The 14,826-nt window shown below is 67.0% G+C and carries 15 protein-coding genes; all 15 read left to right on the top strand.

The annotated features are described in order from the left end of the window. The first annotated feature begins 14 nt into the window (after positions 1 to 14). The 15 genes from D0Z08_RS05255 (at position 15) to lpdA (ending at position 14,586) form a co-directional block, all read left to right on the top strand. Positions 15 to 869, top strand: a complete 855-nt coding sequence (locus D0Z08_RS05255; RefSeq protein ID WP_281271709.1) for a branched-chain amino acid ABC transporter permease — start codon at positions 15 to 17, stop codon at positions 867 to 869. Position 870: 1 nt separating this feature from the next. After that, positions 871 to 2,193 carry an MmgE/PrpD family protein gene (locus D0Z08_RS05260; protein ID WP_118923343.1) on the top strand — a complete coding sequence of 441 codons (1,323 nt, stop codon included), beginning with the start codon at positions 871 to 873 and terminating at the stop codon, positions 2,191 to 2,193. Between the two features lie 90 nt (positions 2,194 to 2,283). Next, a complete protein-coding gene (locus D0Z08_RS05265; protein ID WP_118923345.1) occupies positions 2,284 to 3,444 on the top strand; it encodes an acyl-CoA dehydrogenase family protein in 1,161 nt (386 codons plus the stop codon). Positions 3,445 to 3,816: 372 nt separating this feature from the next. After that, a complete protein-coding gene (locus D0Z08_RS05270) occupies positions 3,817 to 4,800 on the top strand; it encodes an NADPH:quinone oxidoreductase family protein (RefSeq protein WP_245993677.1) in 984 nt (327 codons plus the stop codon). 97 nt (positions 4,801 to 4,897) lie between these two features. Then, on the top strand, positions 4,898 to 5,701 hold the full coding sequence (locus tag D0Z08_RS05275) for an enoyl-CoA hydratase/isomerase family protein (protein ID WP_118923349.1): 804 nt from the start codon (positions 4,898 to 4,900) through the stop codon (positions 5,699 to 5,701). After that, entirely contained in the window at positions 5,688 to 6,788 is a 1,101-nt protein-coding gene (locus tag D0Z08_RS05280) for an alcohol dehydrogenase catalytic domain-containing protein (protein WP_220454054.1), read from the top strand. The genes D0Z08_RS05275 and D0Z08_RS05280 overlap by 14 nt, the downstream gene beginning before the upstream one ends. Further along, the gene (locus D0Z08_RS05285; protein ID WP_118923351.1) at positions 6,785 to 7,270 is read left to right on the top strand and encodes a hypothetical protein; all 486 of its coding nucleotides are present in this window, start codon (positions 6,785 to 6,787) and stop codon (positions 7,268 to 7,270) included. Before D0Z08_RS05280 ends, D0Z08_RS05285 begins: the two co-directional genes overlap by 4 nt. After that, on the top strand, positions 7,267 to 7,677 hold the full coding sequence (locus D0Z08_RS05290; protein WP_118923353.1) for a hotdog family protein: 411 nt from the start codon (positions 7,267 to 7,269) through the stop codon (positions 7,675 to 7,677). Before D0Z08_RS05285 ends, D0Z08_RS05290 begins: the two co-directional genes overlap by 4 nt. Beyond that, entirely contained in the window at positions 7,674 to 8,669 is a 996-nt protein-coding gene (locus tag D0Z08_RS05295; RefSeq protein WP_118923355.1) for a thiamine pyrophosphate-dependent dehydrogenase E1 component subunit alpha, read from the top strand. The genes D0Z08_RS05290 and D0Z08_RS05295 overlap by 4 nt, the downstream gene beginning before the upstream one ends. Beyond that, positions 8,666 to 9,652 (top strand): alpha-ketoacid dehydrogenase subunit beta, encoded by a 987-nt coding sequence (locus D0Z08_RS05300; protein WP_118923357.1) that lies wholly within the window; start codon positions 8,666 to 8,668, stop codon positions 9,650 to 9,652. The genes D0Z08_RS05295 and D0Z08_RS05300 overlap by 4 nt, the downstream gene beginning before the upstream one ends. Further along, positions 9,649 to 9,885 carry a lipoyl domain-containing protein gene (locus tag D0Z08_RS05305; RefSeq protein ID WP_118923359.1) on the top strand — a complete coding sequence of 79 codons (237 nt, stop codon included), beginning with the start codon at positions 9,649 to 9,651 and terminating at the stop codon, positions 9,883 to 9,885. The genes D0Z08_RS05300 and D0Z08_RS05305 overlap by 4 nt, the downstream gene beginning before the upstream one ends. Continuing rightward, on the top strand, positions 9,878 to 10,618 hold the full coding sequence (locus D0Z08_RS05310) for a 2-oxo acid dehydrogenase subunit E2 (protein ID WP_118923361.1): 741 nt from the start codon (positions 9,878 to 9,880) through the stop codon (positions 10,616 to 10,618). The genes D0Z08_RS05305 and D0Z08_RS05310 overlap by 8 nt, the downstream gene beginning before the upstream one ends. Positions 10,619 to 10,639: 21 nt before the next feature. Further along, positions 10,640 to 12,196 (top strand): AMP-binding protein, encoded by a 1,557-nt coding sequence (locus D0Z08_RS05315; protein WP_118923363.1) that lies wholly within the window; start codon positions 10,640 to 10,642, stop codon positions 12,194 to 12,196. A 64-nt stretch (positions 12,197 to 12,260) separates the two neighbouring features. Then, complete coding sequence (gene lipA / locus D0Z08_RS05320; RefSeq protein ID WP_118923365.1) at positions 12,261 to 13,217, top strand: lipoyl synthase; 957 nt, start codon at positions 12,261 to 12,263, stop codon at positions 13,215 to 13,217. Beyond that, positions 13,201 to 14,586: a dihydrolipoyl dehydrogenase gene (lpdA, locus tag D0Z08_RS05325; RefSeq protein WP_118923367.1), complete on the top strand. Its 1,386-nt coding sequence runs from the start codon at positions 13,201 to 13,203 to the stop codon at positions 14,584 to 14,586. The genes lipA and lpdA overlap by 17 nt, the downstream gene beginning before the upstream one ends. The last annotated feature ends 240 nt before the right edge of the window (positions 14,587 to 14,826 follow it).

Here is a 14,826-nt window from a genome sequence, read left to right on the forward strand (position 1 = left end):
CCTTGGAAACGTTCGTGCTCCTCCTCGCCGGCGGACTCGTGACCGGTTCGATCTACGCCTTGGTCGCCGCCGGCTATGCGGTGCTGTACACCGCTACCGGATTTGTGAACTTCGCACTCGGTGCACAGGCGATGGTCGCCGGATACCTCACCTACGTCTGGTTCGACACGCTTCCCGTCATGCTGCGGATCGTGATCGCCCTGGCCGGCAGTGTCGTGCTGTCGGTCCTGTCGTGGGTGCTCATCTACCGCCGTGTCGCCGAGAAGGACATCCTCGCCGCTGTCATCATGTCGTTCGGATTCTCGATTGTTCTGGCCGAGGTCGTACAGCTCGCCGCGGGCGGAATCCCACGGCCCGCGCGCAGCCCGGCGGGCACCGAGGCGCACACGCTCGGGCCTCTGTCGATTTCGAGTCACAGCGTCACGGTGCTCGTGGTGAGCGCAATCTTGTTCACGCTGCTCGGTCTCGCCCTCTCGAGCCGGGGCGGACTGGCGATCCGCGCCATGTTCCAGGACAAGGAGATGGCAGAGACGATTGGCATCCCGACGAACCGAGTCACGCTGTGGCTCTTCGCAGTGTCGGGCATCTTCGCCGCAGCCGCCGGAATCCTCGCGGCGCCGATCCTGTCACTGAGTCCTCACATGGGGACGCGCCTTGCCCTCATCGCATTCGTCGGGGCGGTCCTCGGCGGACTCGGCACGATCCGCAGCGCCATTGCCGGCTCCGTGCTCCTGGGTCTCCTCGAAGCCTTCTTCGCCGGCTACATCTCTGCGGACTGGCGAGCGACCCTGGTGTTCGGCGTCTTCATCGTCGTGCTCGTGGCGAAACCAACCGGCGTTCTCGGTCGGGTGGCAGCGGTGAAGGTGTGACATGAGCCAATCAAGGACAGCCGCCCTGGGAGCGTTCGTCGCCGAGCTCAAGATCGACGACATCCCAGACGACGTCATGGAGACCGCACGCATCGCACTGACCCACAACCTGTCCGTGGCGGCGGCGGGCGACCGGCTCGCTGAGGTCGCTGCACGGTGGGCGAGCCATCGACGAGGCGGCCGGGGTGCGCGGGCCTTCGTGTCGGGCCGCGAACTCGCACCCCCGGATGCCGCCTTCGTGAACGGGTGGCTCATCCATGCTCGAGCACAAGACGACACCTACTTTCCCGGCCTCACGCATGTCGGCGCAGCAACGACCCCCGCGGTCCTCGCTCTCGCAGAAGCGGAAGGCCTAGCACTGCGCGAGGTGCTAACGGCGATCGTCGCAGGGTATGAGGTGGCAGCGACCGTCAGCCGCGTCGCCGCCGCGTCGACCACTGCCCACGGCTTTCGCGGCAGCGGCATCTACGGCGTATTCGGCGCCGCCGCCGGCTCGGCTCTGCTTCTCGGGCTCGACGCCGCAGGTTGCGCCCATGCTGTCGGCATCGCGGCCTCGATGGCGGCCGGTACCAACCAGACATGGGTCGACGGGTCGAATGAGTGGCAGATGCAACTCGGCGCGGCGTCCCGCTCCGGTATGGAGGCCGCCCTCCTCGCCTACAGCGGCGCGACAGGCTCCACAGGTGCTCTCGAGGGCAGCAGTGGCTTCTTCAACGCATTCGCCAGAGACTCCGCCCTCGCTGAAGAGGTTGGTGAAGGGCTCGGGAGCCGGTGGGCGACCCGAGAGGTGAGCTTCAAGGCCCACCCCGTGTGCGCCATCTTGCAAGCTCCTGTCACCGCAGCAGCCGCGCTCGCCTGCACGCGGGCCGAGATCTCCGCAGCGACGCTGACTCTCACGCCGGCGGAGGCGCAGTACCCGGGCACGGACGGGGTTCCGCCGTTCGAGGACGCTGGTGCCGCCCTGATGAGCGCGCCCTATTGTGTCGCGACCGCGCTCACCCGGGGTGGCGTGACGGTCGACGACCTCTTCCGGTCGGCCGAGCCGGAGCGGATCGACACGACACGTCGCGTCAGGGTCGTCGCGGATCCGCATCTGGCACCTCGCCAATTCGTCCTCGAGGTGACCTGGACCGACGGTCGTTGGGTACGCCTCGTCGGCGACGGCAGCACCGCGGCGTGGGGCCGTGACGATCTGAGCGCCAGTCTGTCTCGGCTCCAGCAGGAAGTGGCGGACGGCATCGACCTGACGGTTCTGGTCGAATGCGTCTTCGGCTCGCTCGACGCCCCTGCCGCCGATCTCGTGGGTGCCGTCGTGGCGCCGTGACCGGGGCGGCCAGCATTCGCCGCCGCGCTCGCCGCCAGAACCCAGCCCTCGCCCAACACCACCCCCATCGACAAACCGAAGGACACTGAAATGGACTTCTCCCTGACGCCCGAGCTCGCCGACTTCCAGCGCCACCTGCACTCGTGGGTCGACAGCAAGCTGCCGAAGGCGGCAGCGCGCGAGTGGGAGGCGCGCGAGCACGAATACCCGGTCGAGCTCTGGGACCTGATGGCCGAACAAGGGCTGCACGCCGTCGGTTTGCCGGAAGAGTACGGAGGCTCTGGGGTCGACGTGCTCTCCCAGGTCATCATCGGTCGGGAGCTGTCGCGCACGCTCGGTGGGCTCGTCTGGATTTGGGGTCTGTCGTCGTTCTGCGCTCGATCCATCGCCGAGTCGGGGTCGGAGGCCTTGAAGGCCGACCTGCTGCCACGTCTCGCCGGAGGCGAGATCAAGATCGCGATTGCCGTGACCGAGCCGTCCGGCGGAACCGACCTGCTCGGCAGCATGCGTACCACAGCGCGCAAGGTCGAGGGCGGGTGGCTGGTCCGGGGCCAAAAGATCTGGTCCACCGCGGCTCACGTTTCCGACTACCTCCTCGTCCTCGCGAAGTCCGACCCGGACGCCGAACGGCCGAGTCGCGGGATGACGTTGTTCCTGATCCCCAATCCGTCGAAGGGGCTGGAGATCCGTCAGATCCCCAAGCTCGGGATGCGGGCCGTCGGGTCCTGCGAAGTCTTCCTCGACGATGTTTTCGTGCCGGATGAGTACATCGTCGGCGACGTGCACGACGGATGGCGGGGCATCCTGACCAGCCTGAACAACGAGCGCATCATCGTCTCCTCCCTCTGCCTCGGCGTCCTCGACGGCGTGCTGGAGGACGCGGTCCAGTACATGAAGGAGCGTCACGCCTTCGGCCGGCCGATCGGCCAGTTCCAGGCCCTGCAGCACTACGTCGCCGACATGGCGATGTGGCAGATGCAGAGCGAGCTCGCGATCTATCGAGCCGCCTGGCTGCAGCAGACCGGCCAGGACGTAGGAACCGCGGCGACCATGGCGAAGGTGATCGCCTCGGACTATGCCACCAAGGCTGCCGACCTCGGCATCCAGATCCTCGGCGGCATGGGCTACGCCCAGGAGACGGACATGCAGAGGTACTGGCGCGACGTCCGCCTCTACCGGATCGGGCCGATCACGAACGAGATGGGCAAAAATCTCATCGCAGAGTCCTTTGGCCTGGGTCGGTCATTCTGAATGACCGGCACGAAGGGTGCCGTGCGCCCGCGCACATGGATCCTCACCCCACGCCATCGGACGGCCCGGTGAGCAGGATCTGGGCCGCACAATCACGTCCGGTGATCGATCATGGTCGCATGGGAAGCTCGCGACCCGTTCGCCTCGCCCTGGCGGCGGTCGTTGCTGCGGTAGGCGGCGCCAGTCGTCGGTCGGCACACGCCGAACACTGCCCTGGGCCGTTCGAGGGCCACGAGCGTCTGCCTCGCGTTCCTTCGGTTGGCGTCCTTCCGCACTCGCCGCCGGGAAGACTCCGCAAGACGGATCTGCCGGCGCTTCTTGAGGAGGTCAACGCAAGTGCTTGAGTCGCCGCCCGCGCGCATGCGGGCATGGATGTTCGAACGCACCGGGAACCCTCGCGAGGTGCTCGCCCTCCGGGACCTTCCGGTACCTCAACCCAGTCCTGGACAGGTGCTGGTCCGGGTCCGGGCGGCCTCGGTCAACTTCTCCGACGCCCTCATCGTCCGCGGTACCTACCAGCTCCGTCCACCGTTGCCGGCGGTCGCCGGGATGGAGGTTGCCGGGGAAACGCTAGGTGACGACCCGGCCACCGGCCTTTCGGCCGGCACACGTGTCGCGGGTCTGACGACCGGACTGGTCGGGGCCTTCGCCGAGTACGCGGTGCTTGATCGGGCCAGTGTCTTCGCCCCACCGCCGAGCTACAGCTACCCGGAGGCCGCCTGCTTCCCCGTTGCGTTCCAGACGGCGTGGTTCGCCGTGCACGTCCGCGGCCGGGTCAGGGCGGGGGATGTCGTCCTCGTGCACGCGGCTGCCGGCGGCGTCGGGCTCGCCGCGGTGCAGCTCGCGCATGCCGCTGGCGCGCGGGTCATCGGAATTGTCGGGGACGAGGCGAAACGCGAGGTCGCGAAAGCGGCCGGATGCGCGGAGGTTCTGCTGCGCGGCGGGGACGACCTCGTCGGGCGCGTCAAGGAGACCGCGGGAGGCTCAGTCCACGTCGTGGTCGACCCGGTCGGCGGTGCTGCACATGCCGTCTCCGAGCGTGTGGTCGGCTTCGACGGCCGGATCGTGATCGTGGGATTCGCCAGTGGGCAGGTACCGGCGGTGAGGGCCGACCTCGCGATGGTCAAGAATTACTCCGTCGTCGGGCTGCATTGGGGGCTGTACCGCGACAAAGCGCCCGACGTTGTCGTTGAGGAGTACCAGCGGCTCGTTGCGGTCGTGGGTGAGGCAGGGATTCGCCCTGTGGTTTCGAGCGTCGTCTCTTTCGCGTGCGTGCCCGAGGCGGTGGCCGCCGTTGAGTCCGGCCAAACTGCTGGCCGAGTGGCGGTCGACCTGGGCCTTCCGACGCCTGCTTGACGGCGCGTAGTGGGCGGACTAGTGTCCGTGGGTATCGACCGACTAGTCGGTCGGGCTAGAAGGAGGCGTGTGCGGTGGCGGATGGTCAAGGAGTCAGATGATGAGTGATGCTCGGATCGAGTTGGAACTGCGGCCAGGGGCTGCGCTGCTGACGCTGAACCGGCCAGAGCGCCTCAACGCGCTCGACCCGCAGATGCTCGAAGAGCTGTTGGAGGCTCTGGGGACCGTGGCGCGCAGTGAGACCAATGCGCTGGTGCTCACGGGCCGCGGCCGGCTCTTCTCGGCGGGCGTCGATCTTGACACCCCCTTCTTCATGGAGCATGTCGACGACTCGTCCGTGTACTCGGGCAAGCGCCTGCTGGACTGGCAACACGAGGTCATCGAGGCGATCTACAACCTGCCGATCCCGACGATCGCTGCACTAAACGGCGACGCCTGCGGTGGTGGCGGTCTGGGACTGGCGATGGCCTGCGACCTGCGGTTCGCGGTGGCCGACGCGCGATTCTGGATGGTCCCCGGAGCACTCGACGTGGTGCAAGACTTCGGACTGTCCTGGCTGGTCCAGCGTCAGGTAGGTCCGTCCCGCGCGCTCCACATGGCATTGATGGGCTATCGCGTGACGGCCGAGGAAGCCAGGCACTGGGGCCTTGTCAACGAGGTGTTCGCAGACGCCGACGCTCTCAAGGCGGCGGTCGACGCGGTCCTCGGCCGGCTGAGCGAGCAGGGACCCGACGCCGTGCGAATGCTCAAGACGGTTGTCCGCCTCGGCGCGACCTCGAGCCTGCACGAGCAACTCCAGGTCGAGGCGATCGCGAACGGACTGGCATTCCAGTCCGCGGAGTTCACCGCCAAGAAGAAGGCCTACCTCACCAAGCTTGGAGCAGACCGTGATCGTGGCTGAGCCGCGGACGGTCGAGGCCGTCCCCGCGACGATGCGGGCAGCCCGTCTCCATGACGACGACGGCAAACTCGTGCTACGGGTCGAGGAAGACGTCGAGGTGCCGCCCTGTAATGCGGAAGAGGTGCTGATCAAGGTACGCAGCTGCGGCCTGAACCAGGTCGACCTCCTGACTCGAGCCGGCCAGACCCCCCAGGCAGTACCGCTGCCGCACATCTCCGGGACCGAGGTGGCAGGGGACATCGTCGCCATCGGTGAGGGAGTCGACGACTCGGTCCTCGGGTCCCGCTTCGTCGTCGACCCCGTCCTCTCCTGCGGCAGTTGCCGGCCGTGTTTCCGGGGGCAGACCAACATGTGCCGCGAAAGCCGCATCTTCGGTGTGCAGACTCCGGGCGGCTACGCCGAGTACGTGGTGGCGCCGGCCCGCCAGGTGCTGCCCATTCCGGACACCCTGTCCTACGACGAGGCGACGGCCATCGCAGTCACCGGGCCGACCACTTGGCACATGATGCACACCCGGGCCCACCTGCGCGCCGGGGAGACGGTCCTCGTCATCGCAGCGGGGTCAGGCATCGGCACCCTCGCCACCCAGGTCGCACATCACAGCGGCGCTCAGGTCGTCGTGACTGTGGGCGGTCCGGAAAAGGTGCGCCAGGCGCGGGACCTGCTCCCCGCCGATCTCGTGGTCGACCATTTCGACCCCACGTGGCCTCAACAGGTCAAAGCGTTCAACGACGGCCATGGGGCAGACCTCGTCTTTGAACACGTCGGCCTCAGCACGTGGAAGGGGAGCCTCGCCGCGATGGCACGCGGCGGTCGCCTGGTGACCTCCGGTGGCCACTCGGGTTTCGACGTCGACATCAACCTTTGGCACCTGTTCATCAAGGAGCACACGATCATCGGCTCCTACGCCGGTTCCCGTGACGACTTCCTCACGATCCTCGGCCTTGCCGCCCGAGGGATCGTGCGCCCGATCATTCAGCAGGTCTTTCCGTTGGAGGGCATCACCGACGCGCAACGACTCCTCGAGGAGCGGCGGGTGTTCGGCAAGTTGCTGGTGAATCCTCAGGCAGCGGGGGAGATGTCGTGACCGAGCCATCCCTGATCGAGCGCGTCTGGCGAGCGGCGAAGGACAATCTAGGCCTGTCGCGCCAGGCCGCCCTCGGCCGCATCGACCCCCTCCATCTCGAACGGTTCGCCGTCGCAGTCGACGGCAGCGTGCGCGAGGACGTCCGCGGGCTCGCCACACCTTTGTTCTTGTCGTCGGTTCTCGTCTGGGGTGCTGGGCCGGACGAGTCTGAACTTCTGCCCGACGGCAACGCCGCCGACCCCTTCTCAGGGTTCGACGTCGCGGGTCTTCGGCTGATGGCCGGCGGGCAGGCGCTCGTCTTTCACCGCGAACTCGTGCCCGGTGCGTCGATGACGGTCGAGGTCGAGCTCTCGGGTGCAGACCTCAAGCCCGCCAGCAGCGGACCGCTGCTCGTCCTGTCCGTTGATCGCAGGTACTTCGACGAGACCGGTCTCGTGATCGAGTGCCGGGAGACATTCCTGGGGCGGGAGGCCCTCGCATGAGCTTCGCTGACGTAGAGACCACACTGCCCGAACTCGAGATCTGCCCGACGGAGATTTCCCTCTTCCGATTCAGCTCGGTGACCTGGAACCCGCACCGTATCCACTACGACAAGCCGTACGCCGCGACCGAGGGGTACCCAGGAGTGCTTGTCCAGGGCCACCTCCACGGGTGCTGGTTGATCTCCGCTGTCAACCGATGGTTAGGCGAGAAAGGCCGGATCGAGAGCTTCTCTTGGGAGAACCGGCACTTCGCGACCACCGGCGACACACTGACCGTGACCGGGCGGGTGGCCGCCGCGGACGGTGACCTCCGGACGCTCGAACTGAAGACAAGCAACCAGGACGGCGTGGTGTGTGCTCCGGGGCGTGCCGTCGTCCGTCTGACCCGCGAGGAGGAAGTCGCATGACGATCGTCCACGACCCAGAGACGGGCATCGACCGGAACACCGCCATCGATCTGTACCGCAGCATGCGCACCATCCGTCAGTTCGAAACCACTGCCGGAGATCTCTTCGCCGCCGGCAAGCTGCCCGGATTTATCCACCTGTCGATCGGGCAGGAAGCCGTCGCGGCCGGGGTTTGCGCGCCCCTTGAGGACTCCGACTACATCACGACCACCCACCGCGGCCACGGGCATTGTCTCGCCAAGGGTGGCCGGATGAGGGAAATGATGGGGGAGTTGTTCGGCCGCGAAGGTGGTTATGCCCTTGGGCGCTCCGGCTCGATGCACATCGCAGACAACTCTGTCGGGATCCTCGGGGCTAACGCAATCGTCGGCGGAGGCATCCCGATGGCGGTCGGCGGCGCACTTGCCGCGAAGTTGACGGGCGACGGCCAGGTCTCGGTGTCATTCTTCGGCGATGGTGCGGCAGCCGAGGGGGTGCTTCACGAGTGCCTCAACATCGCGGCACTGTGGAAGTTGCCCATCGTCTTCGTCTGCGAGCACAACGGCTATGCCGAGATGACCCCGGTGAGCGTGCATCTGGCCAACCCAGATGTCGCAGCGCTCGCCGCCGTGTACGGGATTCCGGCGGTGAAGGTTAACGGCAACGACGTCGCTGCCGTACTCGCAGCGTCACACAAGGCCGTTGCTCGTGCCCGTGCCGGAGAAGGGCCCTCGTTCATCGAGGCGCGAACCAACCGATGGAGGGGGCACTTCGAAGGAGACCCCCAGAAGTACCGCCATCGCGACGAGCTCAACGTCATGAGTCAGCAAGACCCGTTGAAGATGTGGCACGCCACGCTGACCAGCGAGCACGGCCTCACGCGCGACGACCTCGACCTCATCGACGCTGAGATCCGCGACCGCGTGCTGACCTCGGCGGCCGAAGCAGAGGCGATGGCACCGAGTGACCCCGCCGGACTCACGCGACACGTATACCCGGAGGCTGCAAGATGACCGCGCTCAAGTACTGGCAGGCGATCAACCGCGCGCTGCACGAGGAGATGGCACGCGACGACCGCGTGCTGCTGATCGGTGAGGACGTCGCAGAACCCGGTGGACCATTCGGGGCGTCGAAGGGCCTGCTGGAGGCGTTCGGCGCGGAGCGGGTGCGAGACTCGCCCATCAGCGAGGCCGCGATCGTCGGGACCGCTCTCGGAGCGGCCATGGCCGGCTATCGGCCCATCGTCGAGGTCATGTTCCTCGACTTCGTCACCGTAGCCATGGACCAGGTCGTGAATCAGGCCGCGAAGGTGTCGTACATGTCTGCCGGCAACTTCGCCGCACCCATGGTTATCCGCTCGATCTGTGCGAGCGGACGCCGCACCGGACCGCAGCACTCGCAGAACCTCGAGGCGTGGCTGGCTCATGTCCCCGGACTCAAGGTCGTGTGGGGCTCGACCCCCGCGGACGCGCGCGGCCTGCTGAAGGCCGCGATCCGCGACGACGGGCCGGTCTATGTGATCGAAAGCCTCGCCGAGTGGTCGACCCGGGGGGAGGTGCCAGATGACGACGAGATCGTGCCGATCGGATCTGCCGCAGTGAGACGCGAGGGTGACGACCTGACGCTCGTCACGTGGGGCGGCGCAGCGCCGCGCGCGGCCACGGCAGTAGAGCAGATGGAAGACGTGGGAGTCGAGCTCATCGACCTGCGGACGATCTCCCCTTGGGACCGTGACACGGTGCTCGAGTCGGTCCGCAAGACGGGCCGCCTGCTTGTGGTGCACGACGCAGTTGTCGAGTTCGGTGTCGGTGCCGAGATAGCCGCGACCGTCGCGGCAGAGTGCTTCGACGAACTCCGCGCGCCGGTGCGGCGCCTCGGCGCGCCGTACGCGCCGGCGCCCTTCGCGCCCCAGCTCGAGGCCGCCTACCTGCCGCAACCGGAGGACATCGCCTCCGCTGTGCTCGAGACCGTCAAGACCGTGAGGAAGGCATCATGAGCGACATCGTGGTCCCGCAGTGGGGACTGACCATGGAGGAAGCCACGCTCGTCGCGTGGTTGAAGGAGGTCGGCGACCACGTCGACGAAGGCGAGCCCATCGCCGAACTGGAGACCGACAAGACCACTGCGGAGCTGGAGTCGCCTTTCGCGGGAACCGTCACAGAGCTCCTCGTTGAGGAGAACATCGACGTCGTGCCAGGTCAGGTCGTCGCGAGGCTGGCCGATGACTGAGGCAGTGCGTGAGCTGGTCTACGACCGATTCCGCCGCACCACCGCGCGACGCATGACCGAGTCGGTGATCACCAAGCCCCAGGTCACCTTGCACCGGCGCGCGGATGTCACGCGACTCGAGTCCAGTCTCGCCGGGGCGAAGGCACGCCATCATGACGCCGACCTGGGGTTCTCTGCGGCGTTGCTCGCCGCGATCGCGCGCGGCCTCCGCTCGAGCCGCGTCAACGGGACGGTGGCCGACCGAACAATCAGACTTCACCAGTCTGTGAACCTCGGGGTCGCTGTCGACGTCGCTGGTGCCCTCCTGGTGCCCGTTGTCCACGCGGCAGACCACCTGTCGGTGGCAGGTCTCGCAGCACGCACCCGCGAGCTCGCCGAGGTAGCACGCAGCGGCAGCCTGCGCCCGGAGCACGTGGAGGGGGCGACATTCACGGTCTCAAGCCTCGGGCCGTTGGGCATCGAACTGTTCTCGCCCATCGTCAACCCGCCGCAACTCGCGATCCTCGGTGTCGGAGCGGTGCGGAAAGAGTTCGTCGTCGTTGACGGTCAGGTTGCCGAGACCCGCAACATCGGGCTCAGCCTGAGCTTCGACCACGCCGCAACCGACGGCGCTGACGCGGCCCGCGCCCTCGGGGAGATCTGCCGGTCCGTGGAGCAACCCGACGGCCTCTTGTGGGTCGACGAAGCGTTGGACGGCTCGCCCGGAGGACCGGTCGATCGCGCGCACGCTTAGCTGAAGTCTTGGAGGATTGACATGGACATCGTCGGGAACCGCACGCTGCGCGACCTTCTGGACGAACGGGTGGCCCGTTACGGCGACAAGCCGTTCCTCGTGTTCGAGGACAAGGACGGCAACGTCAGCGAGGCTACGTACTCTGCTTTCCAGACGCGCGTCGACCGGGTGGCCGCAGGACTGACCGACTTGGGGGTGGGGCCAGGCGACAAGGTGGCAGTACACCTCGCGAACTGCCCGGAGATCCTCGAGGTCTGGTTCGCGCTCGGCACGCTCGGTGCCGTGATGGTGCCGTCGAACACGGCCAACACGCCGGGCGAACTCGAGTACCTCCTCGACTTCTCCGGCGCCGTCGCGATCGTCACCCAGCCGGCATTCCTGTCGACCGTGAGCACCGCCGTGGACGAGGTGCCAGCAGTCAGGCACCGCATCCTGGCCAGGACCGCCACCGCGGCACCCGGAACGCTGCTCCTAGAAGACCTGGTGTCCACCACGACTGTCGCTCCGCGGCCCAAAGTGAACAGCGAGGACGTCGTGCAGATGCTCTTCACCTCCGGGACAACCGCGCGCCCGAAAGGCGTGCTGCTGACTCATGCCAATGCCCTACACGGGGGTGAGCGTGAGTCCCGCGGCCTGCTGCTCGACGACACCGACCGCTGTATGACCTCGTTGCCGCTGTTCCATGTCAACGCCCAGGTGATCACGATGTTGTCGAGCCTGACGGTGGGCGCCACATGCATTGTGCTGGAGGAGTTCCGCGCAACGAAGTACTGGGACCAGCTGCGTCGCCACCGCGCGACCCAGACGAGCCTGGTCGCCATGCAGGTGCGCACGCTTCTCGCGCAGCCCGAGAGAGAGACCGACCGTAGCCACGCGCTTCGTCGCACGTTCTACGCCCTCAACATCTCGACCGAGGAGAAGGACGCGTTCCAAGACCGCTACGGCGTTGAGCTCATCAACGCCTACGGACTCTCCGAGGCGATGACTCTGGCGACACTCGCACCGGTTTTCGGCCCCAAGAAGTGGCCATCGATCGGCAAGCCGCTAGTGGGCCGCACGATCCGGCTGGTCGACCCCGACGGCAACGACGTGCCGGTAGGGACGGTTGGCGAGATCGTCATCCACGGCGTTCCTGGCCGCACCCTCATGAAGGGCTATTACAGGAACCCCGAGGCCACTGCTGACGCGCTCCGCGACGGGGAACTCTGGACCGGCGATAACGCCTACGCCGACGATGACGGGTACTTCTACTGGTTCGACCGGCGGTCGGACATGATCAAACGTGCCGGTGAGAACATCTCGACCGTCGAGGTCGAGTCTGTCATCGTCGAGCATCCCGAGGTCGCCGAGGTCGCCGTCATCGGCGTACCCGACCCGCTGCGCGACGAAGCGGTCAAGGCAGTCCTTGTGCTCGAGCCGGGCAGCCGTCTGACAGCGGAAGACGTCCGGGAACACTGCGAAGGGCGGCTTGCCGCCTTCAAGATCCCGACAGTCATCGAAATCCGCGATGCGCTTCCCAAGACCTCGATCGGCAAGGTCGCGAAGGGTGAGCTCCGCAAGGAGGCGAGAACCGAATGAGCCGTCGTGCCGATGCGCCGCCTTCGGCTCACCGCGGCCGAGCCGCCCAACGTGAGGACGCCACGTGACGATCGCGCCCCAAGGACGCAGGTTGCTGCGCCTCGAGGCCCGCAATGCCGAAACCCCGCTCGAGAAGAAGCCCGAGTGGATCCGGAGCCGGGCGAAGGTTGGCCCTGAGTACCTCGAGCTCACCGGCCTGGTGAGCAGCGAGGGCCTGCACACCGTGTGTCAGGAGGCGCGTTGCCCCAACATCTTCGAGTGCTGGGAGGACCGCGAGGCAACCTTCCTCATCGGCGGGGGAAGGTGTACCCGGCGGTGTGACTTCTGCCAGATCGACACCGGCATGCCCGCCGCTCTGGACCGCGACGAGCCCCGCCGGGTCGCCGAGAGCGTGCGGAAGATGCAGCTGCGGTACTCCACCATCACCGGCGTCGCACGCGACGACCTGCCCGACGGCGGTGCCTGGCTATACGCCGAGACGGTCCGCCAGATCCACGCGCTCAACCCCGACACGGACGTGGAGAACCTCATCCCGGACTTCAACGGCAGCGACGCACTGCTGGCTCAGGTGTTCGAGTCGCGCCCCGAGGTGTTGGCGCACAACCTCGAAACGGTGCCGCGCATCTTCAAGCGGATCCGCCCGGCATTCCGCTACGACCGCTCCCTGGATGTCCTGACGCAGGCACGCGACTACGGCCTGATCACGAAGTCGAACCTGATCCTCGGCATGGGCGAGACCCGTGAGGAGGTCTCCGAAGCGCTGCGTGACCTGAATGCAGCAGGCTGCAACATCATCACGATCACCCAGTATCTACGCCCCTCCAACCGGCACCACCCCGTGGAACGGTGGGTCAAGCCGCAGGAGTTCGTCGAGCTCGCGGACGAGGCCCTAACGGTCGGCTTCGCGGGCGTCATGTCCGGGCCGCTCGTCCGCTCGTCGTATCGAGCTGGCCGCCTCTACCAACAGGCTCTCAATGCGCGCGACACCGACCAGAAGGAGCGAGATGGCCTCCACGCATGACCTGGTGATTCTGGGCGGGGGATCCGGCGGATACGCCGCGGCCCTGCGCGCCAGCCAACTAGGGCTGACGGTGGCCCTGGTCGAGAAAGGCAAGCTGGGCGGCACGTGCCTCCACAGCGGATGCATCCCGACCAAGGCGCTCCTGCACGCCGCCGAGGTCGCCGACGCGGCCCGCAAGGCAGAGACCTTTGGCGTCCAGGCGTCCCTCGCGGGGATCGACATGAAGGCCGTCAACGCTTTCAAGTCAGGCGTCGTCGACCGCCTCTACAAAGGTCTGCACGGCCTGATCAAGTCGGCCGGCATCACCCTCGTCGAGGGCGAGGGCAAACTCGTCGCGACGCATGCCGATGGCGGAGGCACCATCGAGGTGGATGATGAGCAGTACACGGGTCGCAACATCGTCCTGGCGACCGGCTCCTACGCGCGCACGCCGCGAGACCTGGATTGCGGCGACCGCGTCCTCACCTCCGACGAGGTGCTGGAGATGACCGACGTCCCCAGCAGCGTCGTCATCATCGGCGGCTCTGTCATCGGCGTCGAGTTCGCCAGCGTCTGGAACTCGTTCGGCACAGACGTCACGATCATCGAAGCTCTCCCCACGCTCGTGCCACTCGAAGACCCGGCGCTGAGCAAACAGCTCGAGCGAGCGTTCCGAAAGCGCAAGATCGCATTCAAGCCCCGCACTAAGGTCACCGGCGTCGAGCAGACCGACTCCAGGGTGACAGTCTGGCTCGAGGGCGGCGACACGATCGAGGCTGACCTCGTGCTCGTCGCCGTGGGCCGCAGCCCGCGCAGCGAGGGCCTCGGCTTCGAGGAGGCCGGCATCGCAACCGACCGTGGCTGGGTTCTTACGAACGAGCGCCTCGCGACGAACGTCCAAGGAGTCTTCGCCGTCGGCGACCTCGTTCCAGGCTTGCAGCTCGCCCACCGAGGGTTCGCGCACGGCATCTTCGTGGCCGAGGAGATCGCGGGCATGAACCCCCGACCAGTCCTTGACACCGGTATCCCGCGCGTGACGTACTGCGAGCCCGAGCTGGCCAGCGTCGGTGTGACCGAGCCGCAGGCCAGCGAGAAGTACGGCGACAACAACGTTGAAGTCGTCGAGTACAGCTTGGGCGGCAACGGCAAGAGCCAGATTCTTCAAACCGCGGGCACCGTCAAGATGGTTCGGGAGAAGGACGGTCCCATCGTCGGCGTACACATGATCGGCAGTCGCCTCGGTGAGCAGGTCGGCGAAGCCGCCCTCATCGTCCACCGCGCGATGCTGCCGGACGACGTGTCGTTCATCCACGCGCACCCCACGCAGAACGAGTCCCTCGGCGAGGCCGCGCTCGTATTGGCCGGCAAGCCCCTCCACTCCCACCTTTGATGCCCGGGCAGATGAGCGACGAGCGCGGCTACGTCCCTGCACCTGCCACCCGCGGACGGGCGAGACGCCGAGCGGCACGGGAAGGCCAGGCGTCGTGGGATCGAGCGCGGGCGCACGGGCACGGCCTCTCACATCGACATGCGAACGGTGGCGCCCCCGGGTCTTGACACGCCATCGCTCAAGGTGGCCGAACAGGCCGGATTCAGTAGCCCGGCAAAGGCGTGCAGCTCGACCAGATGC

The organism is Nocardioides immobilis, assembly GCF_003515065.1.
GTDB lineage: Bacteria > Actinomycetota > Actinomycetes > Propionibacteriales > Nocardioidaceae > Nocardioides > Nocardioides immobilis.

Bases quoted from the DNA above. Each gene is read 5' to 3' on its own strand.
- lpdA (WP_118923367.1), top strand. From the start codon at position 13,201: ATGGCCTCCACGCATGACCTGGTGATTCTGGGCGGGGGATCCGGCGGA.
- D0Z08_RS05270 (WP_245993677.1), top strand. From the start codon at position 3,817: ATGTTCGAACGCACCGGGAACCCTCGCGAGGTGCTCGCCCTCCGGGAC.
- D0Z08_RS05315 (WP_118923363.1), top strand. From the start codon at position 10,640: ATGGACATCGTCGGGAACCGCACGCTGCGCGACCTTCTGGACGAACGG.
- D0Z08_RS05295 (WP_118923355.1), top strand. From the start codon at position 7,674: ATGACGATCGTCCACGACCCAGAGACGGGCATCGACCGGAACACCGCC.
- D0Z08_RS05265 (WP_118923345.1), top strand. From the start codon at position 2,284: ATGGACTTCTCCCTGACGCCCGAGCTCGCCGACTTCCAGCGCCACCTG.
- D0Z08_RS05305 (WP_118923359.1), top strand. From the start codon at position 9,649: ATGAGCGACATCGTGGTCCCGCAGTGGGGACTGACCATGGAGGAAGCC.
- D0Z08_RS05260 (WP_118923343.1), top strand. From the start codon at position 871: ATGAGCCAATCAAGGACAGCCGCCCTGGGAGCGTTCGTCGCCGAGCTC.
- D0Z08_RS05290 (WP_118923353.1), top strand. From the start codon at position 7,267: ATGAGCTTCGCTGACGTAGAGACCACACTGCCCGAACTCGAGATCTGC.
- D0Z08_RS05275 (WP_118923349.1), top strand. From the start codon at position 4,898: ATGATGAGTGATGCTCGGATCGAGTTGGAACTGCGGCCAGGGGCTGCG.
- D0Z08_RS05310 (WP_118923361.1), top strand. From the start codon at position 9,878: ATGACTGAGGCAGTGCGTGAGCTGGTCTACGACCGATTCCGCCGCACC.
- D0Z08_RS05300 (WP_118923357.1), top strand. From the start codon at position 8,666: ATGACCGCGCTCAAGTACTGGCAGGCGATCAACCGCGCGCTGCACGAG.